A 23,496-nucleotide genomic window follows, 5' to 3' on the forward strand; every position below is an offset into this window, starting at 1 on the left:
CATGAACGACGACATAGTTCTCGAAACGCGGAGTCTAACCAAACACTATGGTGGGGTGCACGCACTCAACGACGCGAACTTCACCCTGAAAAAGGGGGAGCACGTGGCGATCATGGGCGACAACGGAGCGGGCAAGTCTACCTTTGTCCGCCAGATCACCGGGGTAGAACAACGCACGCGGGGTGATATTCTGTTCTACGGCGAACCGGTACAATTCGACGGCCCACTTGATGCCCGTAAGGCAGGCATTGAAACAGTGTTCCAAACGCTTGCCCTGGCGGACGACCTGGACGTACCCGACAATCTGTTCCTCGGTCGCGAAAAGACCAAACTGGATTGGCTCGGACCTTTTCGTCTGCTCGACTACAAGGCGATGCGGCAAGCCACGATGGACGGGCTCGAAAAGACGGCTGTGAAAATTCCCAATATCCGCAACACCATCCGCAACATGTCTGGTGGACAGCGGCAATGCGTAGCGATTGCGCGGACGGCCACCTTCCACTCGCGGCTCACCATCATGGATGAACCAACTGCGGCGCTGGGCGTGCAGGAAACGGCGCAGGTTGAAAACATCATCCGAACGCTGAAAGAAGCGGGCGAACCGCTGATCCTGGTCAGTCACAACATGCGGCAGGTGTTTGACTTGGTGGACCGGATCGTGGTTTTCCGGCGCGGACGCATTTGCGCGAACCTACGCAAGGAAGACACTGATGGCCAAGACGTGGTCGCCTACATCACCGGCGCCAAGACGCAGGAAGGGTACGAGGACGCGGCCTGAAGAGGTGTGCGACCTTGGGTGCGGCCCGGACGGCGACCAAGTCGGTGCGAGGGTCTGATCTATGGCTGTGACGCTTAAGGATGTGGCCCAACGGGCAGGTGTGTCTCGCTCTGCTGTGTCCCGCTGTTTCACACCTGGCGCGTCGATCAGTGGCAAAACGCGGGAAAAGGTTGAAAAGGCCGCGGCTGAGTTGGGCTATAGTCCCAATGCTCTGGCCTCATCCCTCACCACGGGCCGGACCAAGCTGGTCGGCGTGATCTCCAACAACTTTCACAACCCTATTTTCTTGGAAGTGTTTGATCTGGTCACGCGCGAGTTGCAAAAGCGCGGCTTGCGACCTTTGTTGGTCAATCTTTCGGATGAAACCGACCCGTCGAACTCTGTCCGCCTTCTTCAGCAATACTCTGTGGACGCGGTGATCGTGGCGTCCTCTACGCTGCCCGTCAGCTTTGCTGAAAGCTTTCACGAAGCGGGCATGCGTGTGGTTCATTCCTTTGGCCGCCTCACGGACGCGCCGAAGATAAACGTACTTGGCATCGACAATATTGAGGCTGGTCGGATCGCTGCGCGAGAGTTGATCAAGCGCGGTTACAGGCGGGTCGGGTTCTTGGCCGGACCCCTCAGCGCCACTTCAACCCGCGACCGCCACACCGGGTTCGTCGAGGAGCTGGGGCGCCACCCCGAGATGTCGCTTTCGGTCAGCTATGCTGCTGCCTACTCGTTTAGTGCGGGCAGGGATGAGATGGCGCGCCTTCTCTCCATGGGGCCAGCCGAGGCATACTTCTGTGGCGACGATGTGCTGTCCATCGGCGCATTGTCGGCGATCAAAGATGCTGGGCTGTCTGTTCCGGATGACGTCGGTATCCTTGGCCTCAACAACATGGAAATGGCTGCGTGGGAGTTGATTGACCTCACGACGATTCACAACCCGATTGACGACATCGTTCGCACTTCTGTCGATCTGGTCGAAGCGATGCTGGATGGCGCGGAAACCGTGGCACAATCCCTGACCTTCGATTGCCATGTGGTTGAGCGCGGCACCTTGCGCCCGGTCTTGACCTGACTGAGCGAACGATCCGATGAAGTGGCTGTCTGGCCGATTGCGTCGGGTACAAAGCCGCTTACCCGGTCAGGCCTTCGCGGACAACGACGGCCTTGGCAGCATTAGATCCGCCCAGATGGGCAGATGGTCTGACGCGAGCTTTGCTAGTTTCCCTTGGTCGACACCCGCGTCGGCTACCTTGATGGCGCTGGAATGCGCGATGCGATCCAACGCAGCGACCGGACGTGCTGCGTGAAAAGACTGGCCGGGGCTTAGAACGGTAAATTTCGGCGTCAACGGTTCTAGCCCCCTCCGGGCGGACCATTCGTTGAAGTCGCCCAGGATAATCGCGTCATCGACGTCCTGAACTTGCGTGGCCAATCTCTCGAGTTGAAGCCGCCGGTGCCGACGCATGAGGCCAAGATGGGCACCCATGACGGCAACCGACAAGGGGCCGAGATCAACTTCAAAATAGACCGCGCCACGCGGCTCGAGCCCGGGCAGGTCGATCCGTTTTACACCAGCCGCCTCAATCCCCTTGCGTAAGAGAATGGCATTCCCGTGCCAGCCTAGGCTGACGTCGTTTTGCGCAGTTGGCAGAACCTCAAAGTCGGTGTCTGTCTCGATCATGCGGAAAGGCAACGCTGCGGGTCTATCGCCCAGCCTTCTGTCAGCTTCCTGCAAGGCTATGACGTCAGCGCCCAGCTCGTTCAGAACGTCCAGGATGCGGCCCGGATTTCGTTGGCCATCCAGCCCGCGCGCCTTGCGAATATTATAACTGGCAAAACGCAGTGTCTGGGGGATGCTAAGCTCGGCCATGGTGCTTACGTATGTAGTGATACTTGAAAAAGAATAGGCCCATGGACCGGCTCAGAAACCAAAACCCTATCTTGTTGATCCTATGGGGTGTCCTGCTTGCGGCGTCCCTTGTTGCTCTTGTCGTCGGCTTTTGGGAACTGGCATTTGTCGCTCTGTTGACGCTTGGGCTATGTATGGCACCACTTTTTCTGGCTTCCCGATACTCCATTACCGTGCCTTTTCCCTTTCTGATTGCCACGACACTCTTCATCAGTGGTTCCATTTTCATGGGTGAGGCGTTTGGCTTCTATGAGCGTGTCTGGTGGTGGGACCTTGCTCTGCATGGGTCCTCGGCCATCGGGTTCGGTTTGATTGGTTTCTTGTTCATTTTCATGTTGTTCGAAGGTGATCGCTATGCTGCGCCGCCGGTCGCCATCGCGTTTCTATCCTTCTGCCTTGCCGTGACGGTCGGCAGTCTGTGGGAGATTTTCGAGTATGCGATGGACTCGATCTTTGGTCTCAACATGCAGAAAAGTGGCCTCGACGACACGATGGGCGATCTTATTGTAAATGGCATTGGGGCGATCATCGGCGCCGTCAGCGGGTATTTTTACCTCAAGGGGCGTGAAAGACGTTTGTTTGCGCCCTTCATCAGACAGTTCGTTGATGCCAACCGGAACCTTTATCACCGGGCAAAAGACAAGCTACGCCGCTAAGGCATCTCTCCATGAGCCCAAGCATCGCCTGCGCTGGGTCTGGCAAGGCTTCCTCTTTGAGGTGGAGACAAATTCACTTTGGTAGGCAATGTGTTGCGGTCACCCCAGGGGTAACCGCATGCCGACTGTTCAGCCTATCGAAACATCGGTGGCCGCGCATCCAGCCAGGCGCCGTCCTGCTTGCCACTTTCAGCCACCGCGAACACGGCAGCCATTGACCGCAGCCCGTCCTCAGCCCGCGGGTAAAGGTTCGCTGCCGGGTCCATCAACCGACCCTCTTTGCGTGCGCAGATTGCTTCGGCCAGATCGGTATAGATATTGGCAAACGCAAGCGGCATTCCCTCGGCATGGCCGATGGTGACACGGGTTGTGCGATCTGCCTCTGGTGACAGGTTCGCCTCGCCCCGTTCGATCACCCGCAGGCGTTCATTCAGCGGCATATAGTAAAGCTGGTTCGGTTGCTCCTGGCTCCACCTCAGACCGCCTGTTTCCCCAAAGACTTGAATGCCTAACCCATGCTGGCGCCCGATGGCCACGGAGGAGGTCCAAAGCCGTCCAACGGCCCCGCCGTCCATGCGGAAGTTGACCATGGCGTCATCTTCCAGCGTGCGCACGTCGATGCAGGACACCGTATCGGCGCTCAGTTTCTCGACTTCTTGCCCCGTGACGAAGGAGGCCATGTGCAGCGCATGGATGCCGCAATCGGCAAACTGCGCGGACACCCCCGCCTGTGCCGGGTCATAGCGCCATCGGACGCGGGGGTTGTCCGCGTCCGTCGCGTCAGCATGGTGACCATGAGCGAATTCAGCAACCACCAGCCGCACCTTGCCGATGTCGCCGCGTGCAATCATGGCCCGCATGTGCCGGACCAGGGAGTAGCCGGTGTAGCCGTAGTTCACGGCGCAGATGTTGCCGGTTTTCTGGGCGATTTCGACGATCTCTTGCCCTTCCTCGACGGTCATGGTCATCGGCTTTTCGCAGAGCACGTGGAAACCGCCTTCGAGGAAGGCTTTGGTGATCTCGTAGTGGGTGGCGTTGGGCGTGGCGACGGTGACAAGGTCGATGCGATCGTCGCGCTTTTGCTCGCCTTCCAACATCTCTTGCCACGAGCCGTAGGCGCGGTCGCCCAAGCCTAGACGCTTGCCGTAATCACGTCCTTCTTCAGGCCGGTGATCGAGCGCGCCCGCGGTGAAGTCGAAAAGCCCGTCCAGCCCGGCTCCGAGCCGGTGAGCCGGTCCGATCTGGCTGCCTTCACCGCCGCCGATCATGCCCCATTGCAGCTTTGCCATGGCTCAGGCTCCTTCAAATCCGATGGATTGCAGATAGGCGCGGTTCAGTTTCGCGTCGTCGATTGGTGACGTGTCGCCCGCCGGGTCGCAATCCTGTTCAACCGTGCACCAGCCGTCGAACCCATTGTCCAAAAGCACTTGCCTAGCCGCAGGGAAGTCCACATCCCCGTCGCCTAAATTGCAGAAAATGCCCTGACCGCAGGCGTCGTAAAAGCCGGTGCGTTTGGTGATGACGTCGGCCTTCACCTTCGGGTCGATGTCCTTGAAATGCATGTAGCTGATGCGGTCGATATGACGTTTCATGAAGGCCACCGGGTCAAAGCCCGCATAGGAGTGGTGCCCGGTGTCAAAGCAGATTTTCAGGATGCTCTCGTCAACCTCGTCTAGCAGGCGTTCCAATTCGGGCTCAAAGTCGATGAAGCCTGCGGCATGGGCGTGCATACCAACGGTTAGGCCGTACTCTTCTGATCCCATCTTGGCGACGGTCGCGATGCGGTCACGGAAGGCGGTCCACTCCGCCTTGTCCATCTGCTCGGCCTCATCCGCGCGCCCCGCGGTGGGGGCACGGCGGTCCGAGATGCTGTCGATCAACACCAGATGCTGCGCGCCATGGGCCTTGAGCGCTTTGCAGGTGCGCACCGCGCCGTCCATGACGTCATCCCACGCATCCGGATCATGGAAGGGACGGAAGACAACACCGCCCACCAATTCCTGCCCGAACTCCTCAAGCGCGTCGCCCAAGGTGGCAGGGTCTTCTGGCATGAAGCCAACAGGCCCCAATTCGATCCCGGTATAGCCTGCATCCGCGTTCTCTTGCAGTACCTTGCGCCATGCGGGGTTGCGCGGGTCGTCCGCAAATTCCACGCCCCAGGAACAGGGGGCATTGCCGATCTTGATCATGGTGTTTGCCTTTGTTCAGAAATCCGCCACGTTGACCCAGGCCTCTTTCCGAGAGGACGCAAGGGCCGCAGCCACAACTTGATTGACCCGCAGACCTTCTTGGAATGTGGGCCAGACGGGATCGCCCGTATGGATGGCCGTCAGAAAGTCCTTGGCTTCGATGATGATCTGGTCCTGATAGCCAGTGCCGTGACCGGGGCCCTGACAGAAGGGCAGGTAGTCGGGATGCGCGGGGCCGGTCAGGATCTTGCGAAATCCGCGCTCGGCCACTGGCCCGTCCGCGGTGTAGAGCCAGAGCGCGTTCTGGTCCTCGCCATCGAAGCGAATGGCACCGCCCGTGCCGTAGATGTCATAGGCGTAGCCCATCTTGCGCCCCGTCGCCACGCGGCTGATGAAGAGGCTGCCGTTGATGCCGGAGGCAAAGCGTAGGGTCAGGTAGGCCTGATCGTCATTGGTGACCTGCACGCCACCCCGCTCGGGATGCACAGTTTCGACCCGCGCAAAGAGCGCTTCAATCGGGCCCATGAGCGCCTGCGCGCAGTTGATGGGGTGGGGGGCCAGATCGCCCATGCAGCCATTGGCGTCACCCTGCGCCCGCCACGTGCCGGGATCATTCGGATCAGCAAAGAAGTCCTCGGTCATCTCGCCCCTGAAGGACGTGACCTGCCCGATGCGTCCCTCGGCCACCAGTTTGCGAGCATATTGTGTCGCCGGCGTCTTGGCGTAGTTGAAGCCCACCATGTTGGCGACGCCCGCCGCCTTGGCGGCAGCGACCATCTCGCGTGCATGATCCGGTGTCTCAGCTAACGGTTTTTCGCACAGAACAGGCTTGCCCGCTGCAAAGGCTGCAAGTGCAATGTCGCGGTGCGTGTCTTGAGGCGAAGCGACAACGATGGCATCGACTTTCGGATCATCGACCAACACGCGCCAATCATCCGTCGCGCGCGCGAAGCCATAGGTCGCGCGGTACTTCTCAGCGGACGTTTGCGATGTGGCGCACACCATTTCCAGTCTTGGACGCAAGGCGGTGTCGAACACTGCGGCTACAGCGCCAAACGCCACCGCGTGGGCTTTGCCCATATAGCCTCCGCCGACAATGCCAATCCCGATCTCCGCCATCCGGGCCCCTCCAAAAAGTGTTTGCAACCGGTTGCAATACCGGTATCGTCATTGCGACAGACGGGTCAATACAGAATCGTCGATAAATGAAATCGCGCAGCCATGGGAGGATAGAATGGCGGGCAGCGACACGGTGCGTCTAACGACAGCGCAGGCGATCATCCGCTATCTTGCGGCACAGTACATCGAGATCGACCGGCAGGAATGGCGCCTTTGTGGTGGTGGCTTTGGCATCTTTGGCCATGGCAACGTGACGTGCCTTGGAGAGGCGCTCTATGACCACAAGGACGTGCTGCCACTGTATCGCGGACAGAACGAGCAGAGCATGGGATTCGCGGCGGCAGGCTATGCCAAGACGTGGTTGCGCCAGCGGTTTATGTTCTGCACCGCCTCTGCCGGACCTGGCACGGCGAACCTGCTTACGGCCTCGGCCCTGGCTCATGCCAACCGGCTTCCGATGCTGATGCTCTGCGGAGATACGTTTATCACCCGCTTGCCGGATCCGGTTCTGCAGCAGCTTGAGCATTTCGGTGATCCTACCTTTGGTGTGAATGATGCGTTCAAGGCTGTCACACGATACTGGGATCGCATCACGCATCCGGCGCAGATCATCCAATCTCTGCCCAACGCGATTGCCACGATGCTGGACCCTGCCGATTGCGGCCCGGCATTCCTTGGCTTGCCGCAGGATGTGCAGGGCTGGGCCTATGACTACCCAACCGTGATGTTCGAGGAAAAGGTGCACCGCATTCGGCGCCAGTTCCCGGATGCCGCAGAGGTGGCGGATGCCGCCGCGGCACTGAAAGCAGCCAAGCGGCCCGTGATCATCGCGGGCGGCGGCGTGCAGTATTCGCGGGCAGTGGAAGAACTTACATCCTTTGCGGAGGCACACAACATCCCTGTGGTCGAAACCATCGCGGGCCGTGCCAACATGATCGACACGCATCCATTGAATTGCGGGCCCATTGGCGTGACGGGATCGGACAGCGCCAATGCAGTGGCCGAAAAAGCAGATGTGATCCTCTCGGTCGGCTGCCGGTTGCAGGACTTCACAACCGGGTCCTGGACAGCCTTTGCACCTGATGCCCAAATCATCGGCCTGAATGCTGGCCGGCATGATGCGGGCAAACATCGGTCCTTGCCCGTCGTAGGAGATGCCAAGCTCGGACTGGATGCACTGGCCGCGGCGATGACCGGTTACACGACGCCATCCGGTTGGGTCGATTTTGCCAAGGGTGAGCGTAGCAAATGGGTCGCCTATGTCGCGGACAACGTTGCGCATGGGAACCGTCCCAAATCCTACGCTCAGGCGATTGGCGTTGTGAATGCCGCCTGCGACCCGCGCGACCGGGTGGTCGCAGCAGCCGGTGGGCTTCCTGCTGAAGTGACCGCCAACTGGCGCACCCTGGACATCGGGACCGTGGATGTGGAGTTCGGCTTTTCCTGTATGGGCTATGAGATTGCGGGGGCATGGGGCGCGCGGATTGCGCAGGCCGAGAGAGAGCCAGATCAGGATGTGATCACCTTTGTTGGGGATGGGTCATACCTGCTGATGAACTCGGACATCTATTCGTCGGTTCTGTCGCGGAAGAAGATGATTGTGCTTGTCCTCGACAATGGTGGCTTTGCGGTCATCAACAAGCTGCAGAACAACACCGGCAACGAGAGCTTCAACAACCTGCTGAGTGATGCGCCGACGATCCCGCAAGCCTTTGCCGTCGACTTCGAAGCGCATGCTGCTAGCATGGGAGCATCGGCCGAGACAGTTGAAAATCCTGCTGAACTGGGCGAGGCGTTCAAGCGGGCCAAGGCCAGCGAGACGACCTATGTCATTTGCATGAAGGTCGACGCTTATGAGGGGTGGACTACCGAGGGCCATGCCTGGTGGGAAGTGGGCACGCCACATGTGACAGACAATGAAAAGGTTGCTGCCGCCCATGAAGATTGGGAATCGTCACGTCCGAAACAGCGGAAGGGCGTGTGATGCAAAGCTTCACGGCTGAAACGGCTGATCCCGTTGCGATTTGCGAAGAGTTGCTGAATGGTTCCGGCGCGGTGCGCATCATGGCGCATTCGAACGGAGAGGGTGAGAAGGTCACTCACTTCCAAGGTGCGGCGATGGAGGAGGGCCGCGCCAACCTGCAGCGCCGTGTCTGGAACCTGCTGGCCAAGGGCGACGTATTCTCGGACATGGCCACGCACCCTGTCATCATGGCGGTGCTGCGTCGCTGGTTGGGGTCAGAGTTCATCATGGGGTCGATTGCGGCGAACCGCCTGTTACCGGGTGGGCCGGGGCAAGAGCCCCATATTGACTTTCCCTATTGGGATTTTCACCAACCCGAAACGCATCCGATGGGCCTGAACGCCAGTTTTCCCATGAACGCACAGGTGACCATCGCGCTTGATCCCTTCACCGAGGAAAGCGGCGCGACCGCCTATCTGCCCGGGTCGCAAAAAGACATGCGCTATCCCACGGCAGAGGATCGCGACCATTTCTACAGCAACTGCGCTCGCATGACGGGCGAGCCCGGGGACACAGTGATCTTTTTTGGCGCGGCGTGGCATTGTGCCATGCCAAACAACGCTGATCACGACCGCAACGCGGTTCTGATCAACTACATCCCGAAATTTGTGAAACCGCTGGAAGATATGCCGGGGGCTCTGCCGCAATCCTTCCTTGATGCGGCCAGCCCCGAGATGCGGCAGCTTCTGGGTTTTAATTACAAATATCCGGAAGTTCTGGATGATGCTGATGCTGTGAATGCCGAGGGGATCAAGTGAGCGGGCTTCTGGAGGGCATAAAGGCCAATGACTTTGTCATCGTGGGCCGGGCAGGGATCGATTTCTTCACAGATGTTGGTGTGCGCGCCGAGGATGCGGAACGCCTGACCGTGGATCTTGGGGGGTCGGCGGCGAATATCGGCGCAGGCATCTGCAAGCTGGGGGGCAAGGCGGCTCTGGTGACATCCGTGTCAGACGACTCGGTGGGCAGCTACTGTGTGAACCGCTTGCAGCACTACGGCGTGAACACGGATCATGTGCAGCGTGTGGGTGGAGAGTTCCGCAACTCGCTGGCTTTCTATGAAAGCGTGCTGGAGGGGCACCGGAACGTCATCTACCGCAACGGCGCGGCCGATTTTCAAATGACCATGCAAGATGTTGAAGCAGTGGACTACTCCAAGTTTGGTGCACTGATCACTGCGGGAACTGTGTTTGCGGCTGAGCCGTCGCGGACCGCCACCTTCCGCGCCTTTGACCTGGCCAAGACGGCAGGCTTGCCGATCATCTTCGACGTTGACTACCGCCCGTACTCTTGGCCCTCAGCAGAGGTCGCGGCCGATGTTCTCAGCCGCGCAGCCGAAGCCTCGGACATGATTGTGGGCAATGACGAAGAGTTTGGATTCATGGCGGGCGGCATGGACAAGGGACTGGCCAAGGCCAGAGCCTTGTCAGAGACGACTGCTGAAATCGTGATCTACAAGATGGGTGAGAACGGGGCTGTCACCTATGCGGGCGGTGAAGAGATTGCCACTGGCATCTACCCGGTTACGGCGGTCAAACCAAACGGTGCAGGGGACGCGTTCATGGCGGGTCTCATGACCGGAATGGCCGATGGGCGCGATCTGAGAACTGCAATTCTTCGTGGGTCGGCTTGCGCCTCAATCACCGTCTCGCAACCGGGTTGCGCGCCCGCGATGCCCACCCCCGACCTGCTTGATGATTTCCTGACCAACCATCCCGGTCCGACACCAACGTAAAAGGAGGCACGCCGATGCATATCGCGCCTTACGACAACCAGAACAAACCGATCGTGGATGCGGACGATGCCACTGTCCCTCTCAACTACTTCAACATCGTGAAGCTAAAAAGGGGCGAGGCATTTGAATATGCCGTACCCGGCTACGAGACATGCATCGTGCCCGCGACCGGCACCGTCGATGTGAATGTCGAAGGGTTCAAGGCGGATGCCTTGGGCGGGCGCGGCGTAGATGTGTGGGATGGCGAACCCGAAGGCGTCTACGTGCCCACAGCGGCCAAGGCCGAGATGGTGTGCACTTCGGACGAGGCTGAGGTTTTCGTGGCTGGGGCCAGATATGACAAGGTGCTCGACGCCTTTGCCGTTCGCAATGACGAGCTGGATCTGGTGCAATACGGCTCTGACGACACCAAGACGCATCGCAAGATCAAGCATATCCTAGGCACCAAATACCATGACAAGGTCGGCCGCCTGCTGGTATCCGAACTGTTCACGGTCGGGCAGGGTGGTTGGTCCGGCTTCCCCAGCCACAAGCACGACACCGACCGGTCCGAAGGCGGTGAGATCATCGAAACGCGCCACGACGAGACCTACAACTTCCGCTTCCGCCCCAACCACGGCTCGGGCGTGCAGATGCTGCAACGGAACGACAATACGGCGGGCGACGCCTATCACATCGTGGATGGCTCCACGATCTGCCTCGACAACGGATACCACCCCTGCGCAGTGCTGCCCGGATACGAGATGTACTACTTCACCATCCTCGGTGGTCTGAGCCAGCGCAGCCTGGTGCAGTATTTCCAACCCACCCATGCCTACCAGATTGAGACGATCCCAGGCATCAAGGACATGATCGCGAAGTTCAAATGACACTTGCTACTTTGGAAGAGGTGCTGGGCCCGGCCAAGGCCCAAGGCCACGCTGTGGCTGGTCTGGTCGCGCTGGGCTGGGAAGACATGCGGGCCTACGTCGCGGCGGCTGAGGCCGAAGATTGTCCTATAATCCTCCAGGCGGGACCGTCCTGCCGGGAACACACGCCATTGCGGGTGCTTGGCAAGATGTTCCGGCATCTGGCCGAAGGTGCACGCGTGCCAGTGGTGGCGCATCTTGACCATGGGTACACCTTCGACGAGTGCAAAGAAGCGCTCGATAGCGGCTTCACTTCGCTCATGTTTGATGGCTCGCGCAAGCCGCTGGCCGAGAACATTGCCGAGACGGCGGCTATTGCCGAGATGGCACACAAGGCGGGTATTTCCTGCGAAGGTGAGATCGGGTTCGTCGGCTATGACAACGGTGAGGCTTCGGCGGGCACGGATCCGGATGAGGCTGCGCTATTCTCCCGCGAGACGGGCGTGGATGCCATGGCGATTTCGGTTGGCAACGTGCACTTGCAAACCGATCAATCAGGCGGCTTGGACGAGGACCGTATCGCGGCCATCCAGGCGGTCACCGATGTGCCTTTGGTTATTCACGGTGGGTCTGGCGTGCCCGCCGCACAGCGCCGTAAGCTTGCGACCCAAACCAATATTTGTAAGTTCAACATCGGGACTGAGCTACGCCAAGCTTTTGGCAACGCGCTCCGCGATGCCGTGAACAGAGACCCCGACCGGTTCGACCGTGTGCAAATCTTGAAAGATACGCATGATCCGGTGGTCGCAGCGACGCGCACCGTCTTGCAGACAATGAGAGGCTAAGCCCATGATCAACATCGCACTTTTGGGCTGTGGCCGTATTGGGCAGGTCCATGCGCGCAGCCTGATGGGGCTGGAAGGTGCCCAAGTCGCCGCCGTCGCTGACGCCATGCCAGAAGCTGCCAATGCGCTTGCTGCGCGAACCGGCGCTCAGGTCATGGGGGTCGAAGACATTCTCGCAGCATCGGATATCGACGCGGTGGTGATCGGGACACCGACGACCACGCATTACGACTTGATCCATGGGGCTGCGCGGGCGGGCAAGGCGATCTTCTGCGAAAAGCCCATCGACCTGAACGCGGGGCGCATTCGAGATTGTCTTGCTGTGGTCGAGCAGCACGGCGTGCCTTTCTTCATCGCTTTCAACCGCCGTTTCGACCCGAATTTCCGGACCCTCAAAGGGCAAATCGATGAGGGCCGCATCGGGAAAGTTGAGATGGTGACGATCCTGTCGCGCGACCCGTCGCCGCCACCCATCGGATACATCAAGACATCCGGTGGTCTCTTCCGCGATATGATGATCCACGATCTTGATATGGCGCGCTTCATGTTGGGTGAAGATCCGGTGGAGATTTTTGCCCATGGTTCGTGCCTTGTTGATCCAGAAATCGGACAAGCAGGCGATGTGGACACTGCGATGGTCAGCTTGCGCACAGCATCGGGCAAGCTCTGCCAGATATCGAATTCTCGTCGCGCGACCTATGGCTATGACCAGCGGATCGAAGTGCATGGAGAAAAAGGGATGCTTCGGGCGGACAACGTTCTGACGTCGACCGTTGAAGTATCCGACGCGCAGGGCTTCATCCGTGCCCCGACCGAGCCGTTCTTCCTTGAACGGTACGCAGCCGCATATACCGCAGAGATGCAACATTTCGTCGAGGTAGTTACGGCCGGTACTTCGCCAAATCCAAGTGGCGTTGATGGATACAAGGCACAAGTGATGGCCGACGCGGCGCAAACCTCCTACGAAGGAGGCGTACCGCAAGCCCTGACATTCGACTAAACGTCAGATTGCAGCGCTGTAAGTGCGATCATCGGATTTTTCGTTCTGATCGGTGGTCAAAGTGCCAGCGATCATCCGAACCAGTGGGTGAGCCCACCGCACAATGCTGAGCGTCCTGCCGTTCCAGGTCACGGCGTCGCCAAAGCGTTCGACAATGTGCAGAATGGCGGTCAGGATGATTTGCTCTGCCAGCTGCGCGTCGGACAGTGTTGCGGTATGGTAGCACATCAGCTGTTCGACCAGATCGGCTTTCAGATGGTCCGTGTCGCTCAATTCATAACCACGCCACAAAGCGGATTGCCCCGCTTCGACCTGCGCGGCGTATTTGCCGGTGACTGGAATGTTCTGCGCAAATCCCTGCGGATAGGTTGAAATGGCCGAAGCGCCCAACCCGATCAGGTAGGGCGCCCTGTCGTCGGTGTATCCCTGGAACGAACGTGTCAGGCGCTTGTCGAAATAGGCTTGGGCCAGCGCATCGTCAGGCCGTGCGAAGTGGTCGATGCCGATCTGGACATAGCCTTGGCCCAGAAGGGTCCTGCGGGCCAGGTCAAACAGGGCAAGGCGTTGTTCAGGTTTGGGCAGTGCATCACTGGGGATCAATGATTGGCGTTTGGACATCCAAGGCACGTGGGCATATCCAAAAAGCGCAATCCGCCCGGGATCCATTTCCAGCGCTGCTTCGAGGGTTGCCGACAGTGTCTTCTCTGTCTGGAAGGGCAAACCATAGAGCAGATCGAAATTCAGTGCATTGATGTTCAAGCCACGGAGCTGCGCAACGACGCCGGCTGTGAGGTCGCGGGATTGCTGTCGACCAATTGCTTTTTGCACTTGAGGGTCAAAATCCTGAATACCCAGACTGACCCGTGACATGCCGTGCTTTTTCAGCATCGCCAGCCGCTTTGGGCCAACATCCGTGGGGTCCACCTCGACGGAAAATTCCTCAAGTTGGTCAAGTTCCCAGATGTCGTTCAGACCGGTTAACAGGTGATCCAGCAGGGAAGACGACAGAATCGTTGGTGTCCCGCCGCCCAGATGCAGGCGCCTTGGACGTACCCTGTTGGCGAAGCTGTCACTGGCCGACTGTGCCTCGGCTAAAATCCGCTCAACATACGGTGCCAACGGGGCATCGTTTCTCGTGCCTTGGGTTCGACAAGCGCAGAACCAGCAAAGTCTGCGGCAAAAGGGAATGTGGACATAAAGGGAAATCTCTGCATCCTCGGGAGCAGTGGATTGCCAAGTGCGCACGCATTCCTCACCGACAGCATCGCTGAACCAATTCGCGGGCGGGTAGCTGGTAAAGCGTGGCACCTTGGCGTCAAAAAGCCCATGACGGCGGAGGTCTGATACGTGTTTCATGCTCTTAAGCTGAGTGATCTGTCGGCACCATGCATTGACACAGATCAACGGAGGGTGTGGTGAACAAGGTGCTGCCCGTCATGGAGAGCTGTGCAAGCTGCCCGATCCGTCACCGCGCCGTGTGCGCGCGTTGCGATGATGACGAACTGGAACAGCTGAACCAGATCAAGTTTTATAAGACATATGCCGCAGGCCAGACGATCGCCATGCGAGGGGACGCGCTGGATGTGGTGGCTTCAGTCGTTGCAGGTACGGCAACACTGGAACGCGCAATCGAAGATGGTCGGACCCAATTGGTTGGCTTGTTGCTGCCGTCAGACTTCATCGGCCGGCCCGGGCGCGACACGTTGCAATATGATGTTACGGCTGTGACAGATGTCACGCTGTGCTGTTTTCAACGTAAGCCCTTTGAGGCGTTGTTGATCCGTATTCCCCATGTTCAAGAACGGTTGCTGGAGATGGCCTTGGATGAACTGGACGCCGCTCGCGACTGGATGCTCTTGTTAGGCCGCAAGACAGCGCGTGAGAAGATCGCAAGTTTCCTTATGCTCATTGCCAAGCGCACCGTTCACCCGGATGGACGGGTTCTGGGGGACCTGTCGCGTATCGAATTGCCGATCAGCCGCGAGGCGATGGCAAACTTTCTGGGCCTCACTATCGAGACAGTCAGCCGCCAGTTTACCGGCTTGCGCAAGGACGGTGTGATCGAGCTGGATGGCAACCGGAGTGTGCGCATTCCTGACCTTGAGACGCTGTTGCTGGAAAGCGGTGACGATTCAGATGGTGGGCCCCTGATCTGACGTTGGCTTGATCCAAATCAACGCGGCGGTGCGACGCCTTCGCTATCCCTTCTGACCGAAAGGCCAAAGGAGGGCTTGCACATGTATTCCAACATCCTGATCCCCGTCTTGTTCGGCGAGGGACGCGATCATCCGCAGGCTGTGGCCGTCGCCAAGCATCTTGCATCTGAGGGCGCGCGCATAACGTTGCTGCACGTGATGGAACAGTTGCCCATGTACGCCGCTGAATACGTGCCGGCGGATACGGTGGCGGGCAATCGGGAGCGGATTGCAACGCGGTTGAAGATGATGGCCAGTGAATTGCCAAACGGGCAAAGCGCCGTGATTGAAGGCGCAACCGGTCGCAGTATCACCGACTACGCCCAACAAAACGGTGTCGATCTGATCGTCATTGCGTCCCACCAGCCTGCTTTGTCCGATATCCTGCTGGGGTCGACAGCAGCGTGGGTCACGCGTCACGCGAAGTGTGCGGTGCATGTAATTCGGTAAATCGGCCTCTCTTGATCCAGATCAACGCGGCCCGACGCGGGCGCATCTAATCAGCCAACATACGAACAGGTCTGTTGTCCCCGCGGGGACAGCACGCAACCGCGAAGGACGAACCATGTGGGACTATGTTAAATTGATCTTGCTGGGTCTGGTTGCTCTGGTCGCTGCAATTGCAGCGGATTGGGGCCACGATCTGGCCTATAAACTGCATGCCGCGCTGATCATGTTGATCGCTGCAGGCATGTTTATTTGGCAACTACGCCATGTCGGCGAAACGCGCGCTGTCGTTGATGACACCGGTTACATGGATAATGTTGTCCGAGCGGGTGTAATCGCCACTGGCTTCTGGGGTGTCGTCGGATTTCTGGCGGGGGTTTTCATCGCCTTCCAGCTTGCTTTTCCGGGGCTGAATTTTGATTGGGGTCAACCTTTTACCAATTTCGGACGTTTGCGCCCACTGCATACTTCTGCAGTGATTTTTGCGTTTGGCGGCAACGCCCTGATCATGTCGTCTTTCTACATTGTTCAACGCACCTGCGGCGCGCGGCTTTGGGGCGGCAACCTCGCCTGGTTCGTATTCTGGGGTTATCAGCTTTTCATCGTGATGGCGGCCACCGGCTACCTGCTGGGGGCGACGCAATCCAAGGAATATGCCGAACCTGAGTGGTATGTGGACATCTGGCTGACCATCGTTTGGGTCGCGTTTTTGGTTGTCTACATGGGCACGATCTTCAAGCGGCAGGAAAAACATATCTATGTCGCCAACTGGTTCCTTCTCGCCTTCATCATCACTGTGGCAATGCTGCATATCGTTAACAACCTCAGCATCCCCGTGTCTCTGCTGGGCTCCAAGTCGGTGCAGGTCTTCTCGGGTGTGCAGGACGCGATGACGCAGTGGTGGTACGGCCACAACGCCGTGGGCTTCTTCCTGACCGCAGGCTTCCTGGGCATGATGTACTACTTCGTACCCAAACAGGCTGGTCGCCCGGTCTACAGCTACAAGCTGTCGATCATCCACTTCTGGGCGCTGATCTTCCTGTATATCTGGGCTGGTCCACACCACCTGCACTACACTGCATTGCCTGACTGGGCCTCGACCTTGGGCATGGTGTTCTCGATCATCCTTTGGATGCCCAGCTGGGGTGGCATGATCAACGGTCTGATGACGCTGCAAGGCGCGTGGGACAAGCTGCGCACCGATCCGATCATTCGGATGATGGTGATTTCGCTGGCCTTCTACGGCATGTCCACCTTTGAAGGGCCGATGATGTCGATCAAGGCCGTCAACTCGCTGAGCCACTATACAGACTGGACTATTGGTCACGTGCACTCTGGCGCGCTGGGCTGGAACGGTATGATCACCTTTGGTGCGCTCTACTTCCTGACGCCACGCCTGTGGGGCCGCAAGCAGATGTATTCGATGGCTGCCATCGACTGGCACTTCTGGCTCGCGACCATCGGTATCGTGCTTTACGCGGCATCGATGTGGGTGACCGGTATCATGGAGGGCCTGATGTGGCGCGAAGTCGATGCCCAAGGGTTCTTGGTGAACTCGTTCGCCGACACCGTGAGCGCGAAGTTCCCGATGTATGTGGTGCGTGGATTGGGTGGGGTCCTGTACCTGACCGGTGCCTGCATCATGGTCTGGAACATGTGGATGACCATCCGGGGCGGCCAGCCCGTCCGGGTGGCCCCGCCTGCGGCGCCTGTTGCTGCCGCTCAACCTGTACAAGCCGCATAAGGGAGACCGAAACATGGCTTTTCTCAAGCGACACCAGGTTCTGGAACGCAGCCCGACGCTTCTGTTCGTCTTCTCGCTGCTCACCGTATCCGTCGGCGGCATCGTGGAGATCGCACCGCTCTTCTACCTAGAAAACACCATTGAGGAGGTGGAAGGCGTGCGGCCCTATAGCCCGCTCGAACTGGCGGGGCGAGACATCTACGTTCGCGAAGGCTGCTATGTCTGCCACAGCCAGATGATCCGGCCCATGCGGGACGAGGTCGAACGCTACGGTCACTACTCACTGGCGGCTGAATCGATGTACGATCATCCGCATCAGTGGGGATCGAAGCGCACCGGGCCTGATTTGGCCCGTGTGGGCGGACGGTACTCGGATGCGTGGCACGTCGATCACCTGATGGATCCGCAATCGGTTGTGCCTGAATCGATCATGCCGAAATACGCCTTCCTCGCGGATGCGGTGATAGACGGCGAGCATATCGAGGATCTGGTCAAGACCCACCGCTTCGTGGGCGTGCCCTATACCGATGAGATGGTCGAGGCTGCTGCCGACGACTTTCGGGTTCAGGCCGACCCCGACGGTGATTGGGATGGTCTGGTCGAGCGTTACCCCGGTGCGGTCGTGTCCAACTTCGATGGCCAACCTGAACTGACCGAGATGGATGCGTTGATCGCTTACCTGCAGATGCTGGGCACCTTGGTCGATTTCTCGACCTTCACGCCTGATCCAAGCCGATAGGAGGTTTTGATGGACACGTATTCCTTCCTACGAGAGCTGGCTGACAGCTGGGTGCTTCTGGCGATGGTGATCTTCTACATCACCGCCTGCCTTTGGGCTTTCCGTCCCTCGGCGCGTGCGGCCAATGAAGAGGCGGCCGGTATTCCACTGCGAAACGACACTGATGCGCATCTGGCGGCGCAAGAACCGGAGGCCGACTAATATGGCTGACAAACAGGACATTGATGATGTCACCGGGACCGATACCACAGGTCACGAGTGGGATGGCATCAAGGAGCTCAACAATCCGCTGCCGCGGTGGTGGTTGTGGACGTTTTACGGCACGGTTGTCTGGGGGTTGGCATACACCATTGCTTATCCTGCATGGCCGCTGATCAATTCGGCCACGTCGGGCGTATTGGGGTACTCCACGCGCGCCGAAGTTGCCGAACGGATTGCCGAAGTGGATGCGCAGAACGCGGAATTGACTGAACGGCTGGCGTCTGCGGATTTGGCGACACTTGCGCCTGATGATCCTGCGCACCGGTTCGGTGTTGCAGGCGGTGCTTCGGTCTTTCTTGCTCATTGTTCGCAGTGCCATGGGTCCGGTGCTGCAGGCGTTCAGACGGCAGGCTATCCCAACCTGCTGGATGACGCCTGGTTATGGGGCGGCACGCTGGAAGACATCGAGTACACAGTGCGGCACGGTATTCGGAACGAGACCGACCCAGATGCGCGGTGGTCTGAGATGCCGGCGTTTGGCGACATCTTGTCGGACGAAGAGATCGGCCAGACCGTTGAGTACGTCCTGTCCCTATCGGGCCAGGACCATGATGCAGCCATGGCTGAACAGGGCATGGTTTGGTTCCAAGAGCAGTGCACCTCTTGTCACGGCGACAATGGTGAAGGCATCCGGGAGCTCGGCGCGCCTACTTTGAACGATGCGATTTGGCTTTATGGCGGGGATCGCGAAACCCTGATTGAGACGGTGACCTATTCACGCTTCGGTGTGATGCCAGCTTGGGGTCAGCGTTTGGACGAGGAAGAGATCAAGGCCGTTACCTTGTATCTGCACCAGTTGGGCGGCGGCGAGTAGATCTCGCCGTATCGCTCTATGCTGCGTATCGGGCTCGGGCCCATCCAGGAGGGATACGCGGCGCTCCCGGTCTCTGTCCTGTTCGTACCAAGCGGGGACCGGGATTTCTCCTCATGCTTGATCCAGATCAAGGTGTTGGCCGCGCAGGCCATGCAGTTTGAACCTACGAACAGGACAATTGACAATGACACAATCTCCGGCCTCTCCGCCGTCTCTTTATGTCGCGCGTGAACCGATCTTTCCCCGTCGGGTGAAGGGCAAGTTCCGTACGCTCAAATGGTGGATCATGGGCGTGACGCTCGCGATCTACTACCTGACCCCATGGATCCGCTGGGACCGCGGCCCGAACCTTCCTGATCAGGCCGTTCTTGTCGATTTGGCCGGGCGCCGTTTCTACTTTTTCTGGATCGAGATCTGGCCGCACGAGTTCTACTTCGTCGCGGGCCTGCTGATCATGGCTGGGCTTGGCCTGTTCCTTTTCACATCTGCTTTGGGCCGCGTCTGGTGCGGTTACACATGCCCTCAGACCGTGTGGACCGACCTTTTCATTCTGGTGGAGCGCTGGATTGAGGGCGATCGCAATGCCCGTGTCCGCCTCTGGAACGCTGACTGGTCGTTGCGCAAGGTCCGCCTTCGCGTCACGAAATGGATAGTGTGGTTCCTGATCGCAATGGCGACAGGTGGCGCCTGGGTTTTTTACTTCGCGGATGCTCCAACCTTGGCTGCTGATTTAATGACGTTCAGCGCACCCTTGGTCGCCTATTCCACCATTCTGATCCTCGCTGCGACCACCTTTGTCTTTGGCGGCTTCATGCGCGAGCAGGTCTGCAATTACATGTGCCCCTGGCCGCGCATCCAGGCGGCCATGATGGACAATGACACGTTGACCGTTGCCTATCGTCACTGGCGGGGCGAGCCGCGCGGCAAACACATCAAGGCGGAAGGGGCGGACCAGCTTGGCGATTGCATCGACTGCATGGCCTGCGTGAACGTTTGCCCTGCCGGTATCGACATCCGCGACGGGCAGCAGATGGAGTGCATCACCTGTGCGCTGTGCATCGACGCCTGTGACGAGGTGATGGAGCGGATCGGCAAGCCACGCGGTTTGATTGACTATCTGGCCCTGTCGGATGAAGAGGCCGAAACCCAGGGCGCGCAGCCGCGCCCGATCTGGCAGCATGTGCTGCGCCCACGTACCATCCTGTACACGGCGATGTGGTCGCTGATCGGTGTGGCACTGGTCTATGCCTTGTTCATTCGTTCGGACATCGACCTGACGGTCGAACCTGTGCGCAACCCGCAGTTCGTAACACTGTCGGATGGAGCGGTGCGTAACACCTACACCTTGCGTATTCGCAACCTGACGGCAGAGGATCGCGACTTCCGGGTCATGCTGACATCAGAGGAGATCCTGCGCATCGATGTCGAAAGTGATGGGGCGGTCGCCAACCACGTCACCGTTCCCGCCAATGAAACACTGCAGGCGCGTGTCTACGTCATCGCCCGCCCGCAGGATGCAGCGGCGGATGCCGAAACCACCGACCTGCGTTTGTGGGTCGAGGATGTCGAAACCGACGACCGCGCAGGCGTCGCCACCATTTTCAACGGAAAGGGCTAAGGATGCAGATCAAGGAACTTACCGGCTGGCATGTACTGGCAATCTTCGGGACGGCGTTTACCATCATCATCAGTGTCAACCTTACGCTAGCTTTCCAAGCCGTGCACACTTTCCCAGGGCTTGAGACCAAGAACTCATACATCGTCAGCCAGGCTTTTCAGGACGATCGCGCGGCGCAGGAAGCCTTGGGCTGGCAGGTGTCGGCTGAGGTCGCAGATGGCGTGCTGGCGTTGAAGATTGATGATGCGATTGGCCCGGTTGTTCCTACGATCACTTCCGCAACCTTGGGGCGTGCAACGCATGTTGGTGAGGATTTGACACCGAGCTTCCGACATGATGGTGCCCGGTTTGTGGCTGATATTCCTGAGCTAGCGGCAGGAAACTGGAACCTGCGGTTAACCGCGGTCGCGCCAGATGGAACCGATTTCCGGCAGCGCATTGTTCTTCGGGTGCGGCAATGACGGTTGCCTCGTGCCCTGGCTGCGTGGCCGCTGGCGAGGTTGCAGAGACGCTTGGCCGCGATGCGGGGCTTCCGACGCATGAATTGATTGTGCCGGGCGTTCATTGCGTTGCCTGCATTCGATCGGTTGAAGGCTTGCTGAATGCCCGCCCTGATATCGCGGCTGCGCGCGTGAATCTGAGCCGCAAGAGGGTGGCAATCACGGCGGAACCGGGGATTGACCCCGCGCCGTGGATCGCGGCCCTGACCGACATCGGGTTCGAGGCACACGAGGCCCGCGATGCTGGTAATCGCGGGCAAGACGATGGACTGACAATGCGCCTTGGCATCGCCGGTTTTGCGATGATGAATGTCATGCTGCTGTCGGTGGCCGTGTGGTCCGGCGCGACCGATGCCACGCGCGATTTCTTCCACTGGATATCAGCAGCGATTTCATTGCCTGCCGCAATTTATTGTGCGCAGCCGTTCTTCCGTTCGGCAGTGTCTGCCCTGCGTGGCATGCGGCTGAACATGGATGTACCGATTTCACTTGCCATCATCCTGGCCTGTGGACTGTCTCTTTATGAGACGTCTCAGGGTGGAGAGCACGCGTATTTCGACGCGGCGTTGTCACTGACGTTTTTCTTGCTTGGTGGCCGTGTGCTGGAAAAGCGCATGCGGCAAGCTGCGCGTTCGGCGGCCGCTGATCTCGCGGCACTTGAACCTTTGCGCGTGACGCGCATCGAAGGTGAGACCCGGGTGAGTGTCCCAGTCGATGATGTGGCCGAGGGAGACACGCTTTGGCTGGCCGCAGGGGCTCGGGTGCCCGTGGACGGTGCGCTGAACAGTGATGCAGCGCAGGTGGATCGCAGTGCGCTTACCGGGGAGAGCGACGAAATTGCAGTGGCGCGTGGTGCTGCCCTGACGGCGGGAGAAATCGTTCTGACCGGCCCGGTCACAATGCGCACAACCGTTGCCGCCAAGGGATCGACCCTGCGCCGACTGATCCAGATCGCGGCCCATGCCGAAGGGTCTAAGAGCCGCTATACCAGCCTTGCCGACCGGGCTGCGGGCGTCTATGCACCGCTCGTCCATGGTCTGTCCTTTGCTGCATTCATAGGCTGGTCCATGGCGACGGGTGACATGTATCACGCCCTCAAAATCGCCATTGCGACGCTGATTATCACATGCCCCTGTGCCTTGGGTCTTGCTGTGCCGGCGGTGGCGACCGTTGCAACCGGGCGACTGTTCCGCATGGGCTTGCTGGTCAAATCCGAGACGGCGCTGGAGCGTTTGGCAGAGGTGGATACGGTTGTTTTTGACAAGACCGGCACACTGTCTGCGGCAGCGCTTGTACCATCCCAAGAGATGCCGGTTGAGGCACGCGAGATACTTAAAGCGTTGGCGCAGGCTTCGGCACACCCACTGAGCCGCTCCGTTCTGCCTCTGCTAAAGGATGTCAGGGTCGCTGATCTTGAAGGCATATCCGAGCACCGCGGCAACGGCGTCTCCGGGCTTTGGAATGATCAGACGGTGCGTTTCGGTAATGCCGCCTGGATCGGGGCTGGTCAGGGCACAGTCCTGCAAGTCGGGGATACGATTTACCCCCTCGAACGGCGTGAACAAATTTTTACGGATGCCGCCGATACTGTCGAGCGCCTGCGAGAGATGGGCTTTGATGTGCATATGCTGACCGGTGATAGCGAGCGGAACGCGACACGTGTCGCTGCAGAATTGGGCGTCACCCATGTGCACGCCGAGGTGGACCCGGAGGCCAAGCAGGACCTGATCGAGCAGTTGCAGTCCGAAGGCCGCAAGGTCGTCATGGTCGGCGACGGCCTGAACGACACGCTGGCTCTGACGCGCGCTTGGGCGTCCATTGCGCCGGGCACTGCCTTGGAGGCCAGTCAGAACGCGGCAGATGTCGTCCTTTTGGGTCAGCATCTGTCCGGTATTCCAGCGGCAATTGGCATCGCGCGCAGTGCAAGGCGGCGCATTCTTGAAAATTTTGCGCTGGCGGCCTGTTACAACGCTGTGGCGATCCCGCTGTCCCTTGCTGGTTTCGCATCACCGCTGATGGCAGCGCTTGCAATGTCCACCAGTTCCATCACTGTTACCTTGAACGCTCTGAGAACAAAGGCATAGC

General features: G+C 59.2%; 23 protein-coding genes. 18 read left to right on the forward strand and 5 right to left on the reverse strand.

Annotated elements, in window-relative coordinates:
• Position 1: 1 nt before the first annotated feature.
• Entirely contained in the window at positions 2-778 is a 777-nt protein-coding gene (locus AC53L6_RS13230; protein WP_299201622.1) for an ATP-binding cassette domain-containing protein, read from the forward strand.
• 61 nt (positions 779-839) lie between these two features.
• Entirely contained in the window at positions 840-1,841 is a 1,002-nt protein-coding gene (locus tag AC53L6_RS13235; RefSeq protein WP_299743744.1) for a LacI family DNA-binding transcriptional regulator, read from the forward strand.
• 66 nt (positions 1,842-1,907) lie between these two features.
• Here the strand turns inward: AC53L6_RS13235 and AC53L6_RS13240 are convergent, their stop codons facing one another.
• Positions 1,908-2,639, reverse strand: a complete 732-nt coding sequence (locus tag AC53L6_RS13240; RefSeq protein WP_496908175.1) for an endonuclease/exonuclease/phosphatase family protein — start codon at positions 2,637-2,639, stop codon at positions 1,908-1,910.
• A gap of 41 nt (positions 2,640-2,680) precedes the next feature.
• Here AC53L6_RS13240 and AC53L6_RS13245 point away from each other — a divergent pair, with 41 nt between their 5' ends.
• The gene (locus AC53L6_RS13245) at positions 2,681-3,334 is read left to right on the forward strand and encodes a DUF2238 domain-containing protein (RefSeq protein WP_299201635.1); all 654 of its coding nucleotides are present in this window, start codon (positions 2,681-2,683) and stop codon (positions 3,332-3,334) included.
• 134 nt (positions 3,335-3,468) lie between these two features.
• On the opposite strand, the gene AC53L6_RS13250 is transcribed toward AC53L6_RS13245, so the two are convergent.
• Genes AC53L6_RS13250 through AC53L6_RS13260 form a run of 3 tightly spaced genes read right to left on the reverse strand, consistent with a single transcriptional unit; the run spans position 3,469 to position 6,642 of the window.
• Positions 3,469-4,623, reverse strand: coding sequence for a Gfo/Idh/MocA family protein (locus AC53L6_RS13250; protein WP_472728788.1), 1,155 nt, complete (start codon positions 4,621-4,623; stop codon positions 3,469-3,471).
• A 3-nt stretch (positions 4,624-4,626) separates the two neighbouring features.
• On the reverse strand, positions 4,627-5,523 hold the full coding sequence (locus tag AC53L6_RS13255) for a TIM barrel protein (RefSeq protein ID WP_496908176.1): 897 nt from the start codon (positions 5,521-5,523) through the stop codon (positions 4,627-4,629).
• A 15-nt stretch (positions 5,524-5,538) separates the two neighbouring features.
• Complete coding sequence (locus tag AC53L6_RS13260; RefSeq protein WP_496908177.1) at positions 5,539-6,642, reverse strand: Gfo/Idh/MocA family protein; 1,104 nt, start codon at positions 6,640-6,642, stop codon at positions 5,539-5,541.
• Between the two features lie 115 nt (positions 6,643-6,757).
• Between AC53L6_RS13260 and iolD the strand changes: the two genes are divergently transcribed.
• The 6 genes from iolD to iolG are packed head-to-tail and all read left to right on the forward strand — an operon-like array spanning position 6,758 to position 13,093.
• The gene (gene iolD, locus AC53L6_RS13265) at positions 6,758-8,626 is read left to right on the forward strand and encodes a 3D-(3,5/4)-trihydroxycyclohexane-1,2-dione acylhydrolase (decyclizing) (protein WP_496908178.1); all 1,869 of its coding nucleotides are present in this window, start codon (positions 6,758-6,760) and stop codon (positions 8,624-8,626) included.
• Positions 8,626-9,423: a phytanoyl-CoA dioxygenase family protein gene (locus AC53L6_RS13270; RefSeq protein ID WP_496908179.1), complete on the forward strand. Its 798-nt coding sequence runs from the start codon at positions 8,626-8,628 to the stop codon at positions 9,421-9,423. Before iolD ends, AC53L6_RS13270 begins: the two co-directional genes overlap by 1 nt.
• Complete coding sequence (gene iolC / locus AC53L6_RS13275) at positions 9,420-10,400, forward strand: 5-dehydro-2-deoxygluconokinase (RefSeq protein ID WP_299599368.1); 981 nt, start codon at positions 9,420-9,422, stop codon at positions 10,398-10,400. The genes AC53L6_RS13270 and iolC overlap by 4 nt, the downstream gene beginning before the upstream one ends.
• 14 nt (positions 10,401-10,414) lie before the next feature.
• Entirely contained in the window at positions 10,415-11,269 is an 855-nt protein-coding gene (locus AC53L6_RS13280) for a 5-deoxy-glucuronate isomerase (RefSeq protein ID WP_496908180.1), read from the forward strand.
• Positions 11,266-12,093: a class II fructose-bisphosphate aldolase gene (locus AC53L6_RS13285; RefSeq protein WP_496908181.1), complete on the forward strand. Its 828-nt coding sequence runs from the start codon at positions 11,266-11,268 to the stop codon at positions 12,091-12,093. Before AC53L6_RS13280 ends, AC53L6_RS13285 begins: the two co-directional genes overlap by 4 nt.
• 4 nt (positions 12,094-12,097) lie before the next feature.
• On the forward strand, positions 12,098-13,093 hold the full coding sequence (iolG, locus tag AC53L6_RS13290) for an inositol 2-dehydrogenase (protein ID WP_496908182.1): 996 nt from the start codon (positions 12,098-12,100) through the stop codon (positions 13,091-13,093).
• Positions 13,094-13,096: 3 nt separating this feature from the next.
• Here the strand turns inward: iolG and hemN are convergent, their stop codons facing one another.
• Entirely contained in the window at positions 13,097-14,449 is a 1,353-nt protein-coding gene (gene hemN / locus AC53L6_RS13295) for an oxygen-independent coproporphyrinogen III oxidase (protein ID WP_496908183.1), read from the reverse strand.
• Between the two features lie 80 nt (positions 14,450-14,529).
• Between hemN and fnrL the strand changes: the two genes are divergently transcribed.
• The 9 genes from fnrL (at position 14,530) to AC53L6_RS13340 (ending at position 23,495) form a co-directional block, all read left to right on the forward strand.
• On the forward strand, positions 14,530-15,249 hold the full coding sequence (fnrL, locus tag AC53L6_RS13300) for a transcriptional regulator FnrL (protein ID WP_299202531.1): 720 nt from the start codon (positions 14,530-14,532) through the stop codon (positions 15,247-15,249).
• 81 nt (positions 15,250-15,330) lie between these two features.
• Positions 15,331-15,738 (forward strand): universal stress protein, encoded by a 408-nt coding sequence (locus AC53L6_RS13305; RefSeq protein WP_496908184.1) that lies wholly within the window; start codon positions 15,331-15,333, stop codon positions 15,736-15,738.
• Positions 15,739-15,853: 115 nt separating this feature from the next.
• On the forward strand, positions 15,854-17,479 hold the full coding sequence (gene ccoN / locus AC53L6_RS13310) for a cytochrome-c oxidase, cbb3-type subunit I (protein ID WP_496908185.1): 1,626 nt from the start codon (positions 15,854-15,856) through the stop codon (positions 17,477-17,479).
• 13 nt (positions 17,480-17,492) lie between these two features.
• Positions 17,493-18,218, forward strand: coding sequence for a cytochrome-c oxidase, cbb3-type subunit II (ccoO, locus tag AC53L6_RS13315; protein ID WP_299743714.1), 726 nt, complete (start codon positions 17,493-17,495; stop codon positions 18,216-18,218).
• 9 nt (positions 18,219-18,227) lie between these two features.
• The gene (locus AC53L6_RS13320) at positions 18,228-18,419 is read left to right on the forward strand and encodes a cbb3-type cytochrome c oxidase subunit 3 (protein WP_299201676.1); all 192 of its coding nucleotides are present in this window, start codon (positions 18,228-18,230) and stop codon (positions 18,417-18,419) included.
• 1 nt (position 18,420) lies between these two features.
• Positions 18,421-19,293: a cytochrome-c oxidase, cbb3-type subunit III gene (gene ccoP, locus AC53L6_RS13325; protein ID WP_496908186.1), complete on the forward strand. Its 873-nt coding sequence runs from the start codon at positions 18,421-18,423 to the stop codon at positions 19,291-19,293.
• 184 nt (positions 19,294-19,477) lie between these two features.
• On the forward strand, positions 19,478-20,911 hold the full coding sequence (gene ccoG / locus AC53L6_RS13330) for a cytochrome c oxidase accessory protein CcoG (protein WP_299599353.1): 1,434 nt from the start codon (positions 19,478-19,480) through the stop codon (positions 20,909-20,911).
• 2 nt (positions 20,912-20,913) lie between these two features.
• A complete protein-coding gene (locus AC53L6_RS13335) occupies positions 20,914-21,372 on the forward strand; it encodes a FixH family protein (protein WP_496908187.1) in 459 nt (152 codons plus the stop codon).
• A complete protein-coding gene (locus tag AC53L6_RS13340; protein ID WP_496908188.1) occupies positions 21,369-23,495 on the forward strand; it encodes a heavy metal translocating P-type ATPase in 2,127 nt (708 codons plus the stop codon). Before AC53L6_RS13335 ends, AC53L6_RS13340 begins: the two co-directional genes overlap by 4 nt.
• Position 23,496: the final 1 nt, after the last annotated feature.

The sequence above is a fragment of the Tateyamaria sp. LSS28 genome, from assembly GCF_059611725.1.

What these genes read in the sequence shown, in the direction of transcription:
- AC53L6_RS13230 (WP_299201622.1), top strand. Translation starts at nt 2, where the DNA reads ATGAACGACGACATAGTTCTCGAAACGCGGAGTCTAACCAAACACTAT.
- AC53L6_RS13235 (WP_299743744.1), top strand. Translation starts at nt 840, where the DNA reads ATGGCTGTGACGCTTAAGGATGTGGCCCAACGGGCAGGTGTGTCTCGC.
- AC53L6_RS13240 (WP_496908175.1), bottom strand. Translation starts at nt 2,639, where the DNA reads ATGGCCGAGCTTAGCATCCCCCAGACACTGCGTTTTGCCAGTTATAAT.
- AC53L6_RS13245 (WP_299201635.1), top strand. Translation starts at nt 2,681, where the DNA reads ATGGACCGGCTCAGAAACCAAAACCCTATCTTGTTGATCCTATGGGGT.
- AC53L6_RS13250 (WP_472728788.1), bottom strand. Translation starts at nt 4,623, where the DNA reads ATGGCAAAGCTGCAATGGGGCATGATCGGCGGCGGTGAAGGCAGCCAG.
- AC53L6_RS13255 (WP_496908176.1), bottom strand. Translation starts at nt 5,523, where the DNA reads ATGATCAAGATCGGCAATGCCCCCTGTTCCTGGGGCGTGGAATTTGCG.
- AC53L6_RS13260 (WP_496908177.1), bottom strand. Translation starts at nt 6,642, where the DNA reads ATGGCGGAGATCGGGATTGGCATTGTCGGCGGAGGCTATATGGGCAAA.
- iolD (WP_496908178.1), top strand. Translation starts at nt 6,758, where the DNA reads ATGGCGGGCAGCGACACGGTGCGTCTAACGACAGCGCAGGCGATCATC.
- AC53L6_RS13270 (WP_496908179.1), top strand. Translation starts at nt 8,626, where the DNA reads ATGCAAAGCTTCACGGCTGAAACGGCTGATCCCGTTGCGATTTGCGAA.
- AC53L6_RS13280 (WP_496908180.1), top strand. Translation starts at nt 10,415, where the DNA reads ATGCATATCGCGCCTTACGACAACCAGAACAAACCGATCGTGGATGCG.
- AC53L6_RS13285 (WP_496908181.1), top strand. Translation starts at nt 11,266, where the DNA reads ATGACACTTGCTACTTTGGAAGAGGTGCTGGGCCCGGCCAAGGCCCAA.
- iolG (WP_496908182.1), top strand. Translation starts at nt 12,098, where the DNA reads ATGATCAACATCGCACTTTTGGGCTGTGGCCGTATTGGGCAGGTCCAT.
- hemN (WP_496908183.1), bottom strand. Translation starts at nt 14,449, where the DNA reads ATGAAACACGTATCAGACCTCCGCCGTCATGGGCTTTTTGACGCCAAG.
- fnrL (WP_299202531.1), top strand. Translation starts at nt 14,530, where the DNA reads ATGGAGAGCTGTGCAAGCTGCCCGATCCGTCACCGCGCCGTGTGCGCG.
- AC53L6_RS13305 (WP_496908184.1), top strand. Translation starts at nt 15,331, where the DNA reads ATGTATTCCAACATCCTGATCCCCGTCTTGTTCGGCGAGGGACGCGAT.
- ccoN (WP_496908185.1), top strand. Translation starts at nt 15,854, where the DNA reads ATGTGGGACTATGTTAAATTGATCTTGCTGGGTCTGGTTGCTCTGGTC.
- ccoO (WP_299743714.1), top strand. Translation starts at nt 17,493, where the DNA reads ATGGCTTTTCTCAAGCGACACCAGGTTCTGGAACGCAGCCCGACGCTT.
- AC53L6_RS13320 (WP_299201676.1), top strand. Translation starts at nt 18,228, where the DNA reads ATGGACACGTATTCCTTCCTACGAGAGCTGGCTGACAGCTGGGTGCTT.
- ccoP (WP_496908186.1), top strand. Translation starts at nt 18,421, where the DNA reads ATGGCTGACAAACAGGACATTGATGATGTCACCGGGACCGATACCACA.
- ccoG (WP_299599353.1), top strand. Translation starts at nt 19,478, where the DNA reads ATGACACAATCTCCGGCCTCTCCGCCGTCTCTTTATGTCGCGCGTGAA.
- AC53L6_RS13335 (WP_496908187.1), top strand. Translation starts at nt 20,914, where the DNA reads ATGCAGATCAAGGAACTTACCGGCTGGCATGTACTGGCAATCTTCGGG.
- AC53L6_RS13340 (WP_496908188.1), top strand. Translation starts at nt 21,369, where the DNA reads ATGACGGTTGCCTCGTGCCCTGGCTGCGTGGCCGCTGGCGAGGTTGCA.